At 64.4% G+C, this 2,937-nt stretch carries 1 protein-coding gene; it reads right to left on the bottom strand.

Annotated features, from left to right (window positions below):
* Nucleotides 1-179 precede the first annotated feature (179 nt).
* Nucleotides 180-2,537: a helix-turn-helix domain-containing protein gene (locus VMS96_12740; GenBank protein HVP44293.1), complete on the bottom strand. Its 2,358-nt coding sequence runs from the start codon at nt 2,535-2,537 to the stop codon at nt 180-182.
* Nucleotides 2,538-2,937: the final 400 nt, after the last annotated feature.

Below are 2,937 nucleotides of genomic sequence, written 5' to 3'. Positions count from 1 at the left end.
TTTCCCGGGCACCGCCGCGCCAATCGTAGCGTGCCACCGCCGCCGCCACATATTTAGAGCCGCCACATAACTGCCGATTTGTTCCGGGGAACAAATCGGCAGTACTCGATCTGGTTGACGGCGTAGAACCGGCGCAGATTCCAGATCTCCTGACATACCCCCGGCGTGAAATGTCCGGTTCAGGTGGACGACGGAGCCGTCAGGGGAGCCGGCCTGGGCCGTGGTCCGGGGAAGGCCAATCCGACCTGCGGCCGCGGATGGGCGGCAAAGCGCATCGTGAGACGGGTTCCTGGGAAGACAGTGGCCGTCTCGGTGAGCGTGTCGCATAGCGCCTGCACAGCGAGTGTCCGGTGCGGGGAACTGAGCGGACAGATCGTGACACGAAGCTCGGTCTCGGTGACGTCGAGGTCCGCGGCAGCATGGAAGAGCTCATGCAACAGCGTGCGCCCCTCGTCGTCGCTGCGGGCGTAGTTCGGCCTGAGGAAGGCCAGCAGGTCACTTTCGGTTTGATAGGCGACCATCTTGATGAGGTTGGTCAGGTGCTTCCGTTCCGTGGCCAGCTTCACCACGGCGCCGTCACTGAGGTCGCCGACCTCCACCCGCGGAGGGATTCCGCGACGACGGGTGAGAAGGTCGGTGAGGCGTTCCCGGGCGGCCCGCAGTTGCTTGCCGAGCTGGCCGTGGGCGATCTTGAACCCGCGCATGGTCGGCCGGCGCCCCTCGGGGTTGTCCACCGCCGCCACGCCGTAGGCCCACTCCAGTTCGGCCAGTTCTGCCTGAGCGTTGTGGATGTCCTTGTCCAGGGCGCGTCGTTGGGGATTGGGCACGGTGCGGGTGGGGTCATCGGGCTCCACTTGGTAATCCGCCAGCGCATCGATCAGGAACTCCTCCCGCAGGTACTTGAAAAAGTTCTCTTGCCGCCAGCGCTCGAACATGCGATAGGCCACTTCGATATCGTGGAGGTCCCAGCGGCTGGTGATCACCTGGGTCTGGTGGCCATTGTCGCTCAGGCGGCTGACCTGTCGGAGCCGCAGTTTTCCCTTGAGCAAGCGGACCGCTTGGTCGTGCAGCCGGTATTCGACGATGCGACCGTCGATGGGAGCGCGGCGTAGGACAAACCGCTGGGCCGCAATGCGGCGTGACTTGCCCTTGCGGTAGGTCAGGATGTCGAAGCTGGCTTCCAGCAGCTTCTGGAAGAGCTTGGGACTCCAGCCCCCGCGATCGAACACCACCGTGACCCGGCGATCGCCGACGAGTTTTCGCACCTCCTGCAGAACCTCAGGGAGCATCTTCACCAGGCCGGCGTTGGCGGCGGCGGTGATCACCAAGAGCGGGTCACCGGCCTGGTCGTTGACCCAGTAGTCGGTGGTGGCGGGCATCGACAGGCGCAGGCGGGCGACGTGAGCCTTGGGGATATTGCGTTGGCCGTGGTAAGCCCGCACGTGGCCATCGACGTAGAGGAAACCCAAAAGCTGACCGCGCTCGTCGACACGGAGACGCGCCAACTCTGCGCCGAGTTGCTCGGCTTTGTGATAACTGGCCAAGCGAGTGAGCTTGCGCCGGACGGTCTTGATCTCCGGGGCACGGTCGAGCCCCATCACGCGTCCCAGGATCTGCGGGTCATACTCTTTGAGGGCCTCGGGGCGCTGGATGCGCCAGAGCGCCATCAGCAGCAGCGTCAGAAGCGTCGTCCGCAAGCCGTAAAAGGCTGGCCCGATCTCGCCGTAGACTTTGTGGGCGATGCGGAAGACACCGCTAGAGACGAGCACAGGGAGTGCGCAGAGCACGGCGGCGCCGGGCACGACCTGAGCGCTGCCGAAAACCGGCGCAGCGTCGTCGAGCAGGCCGAAGCAAGCCAGCAAACGATCCCAGGCGCGGTTGGCCGGGTCGCGGTCCAGGCTCATCCCGACGGACTCGGCTGCTGGCTCGGCGCTCACGGTTTCCTCGGTGATAGCCTGACCGGTGCGACTCGGCGACGTAGACTCCAGGGGCGGAGGCCCCGGCGCCGCCGCGGGTGTCACAGAGACCTGGTCCGCGAAGTTGCCAGTGCTGTCGAGCGGCAGAGACTGCTGCTGCATGCCCCGCTCCGATGAGGGCCCCACTTCCTGGCGGATGGCGTTCTCGGTGACACCCAGGCGCCGTGCGATCTCGCGATTACTGAGGCCCTGCGCTTTGAGGCTTTGGATCACACGCAGCCGCTTCGTTGGCACGCGCCGGCGGCCAGCACGCCACCCGGAGCGCGTGGCGAGGGCCGTCATCCCGCCCTCGTGGTAGCGTTCCTGATGTCGCCGCACCGTGCGCTCCGAGCAGTTGAAAGCGACGGCGACCTCCTTCTGGGTGGCATAACCAGCGTCGACCAAAAACACCATCGCATACGCCGCGGCCACCGCATCCTGGACACTGTAGTGGTGCACGGGAAGTCCCGCCAACACGACGACGCGGTACTCGCCTTCAGCGCGTAAGACACAACGCGCGTTGATGCTGCGGACCTCCGACGATAGCGGCGGCGGCAGAGGCAGTTCTTGCTGGACGGCCATCCTCCGGTGCTACAACGATCCCGGCAGGCATAGCCAGAAGCGGACATGGTTGGGTGCGCAGTTGAACTACGTAACCTGCTGAAAATGCGCAGGAAACGGAATCCTCACGAAAAAAAGCGGACAGGTATTCATGCGCACCCTCCGCCGACGCATCCCAGTATTTTCATAGGCTTAAGACCCCTATGTCCGGAGATCTGGATTCTTTCCAGGACGCCGTATGTTTCAGCGAACGCCGTCTGCCGCATTCGCCCCACTCATCGCCGAGACTGACCATCTTCCGGGGATTGAGGCGAAACAGGAGTTTGTGAAGGTCGTCGGCGTAGCCGCCGGACAAAGTCCCGGTCAGCACCACAAGGCGATCGACACAGGATGCCATAGTTCCAAGGGCATTACCCTGAGC

The sequence above is a fragment of the Terriglobales bacterium genome, assembly GCA_035543055.1.
Classification (GTDB): domain Bacteria; phylum Acidobacteriota; class Terriglobia; order Terriglobales; family Acidobacteriaceae; genus JAIQFD01.
The sequence above is the reverse complement of the archived record's forward strand: the minus strand, read 5'-3'. Positions and strand labels throughout refer to the sequence as shown.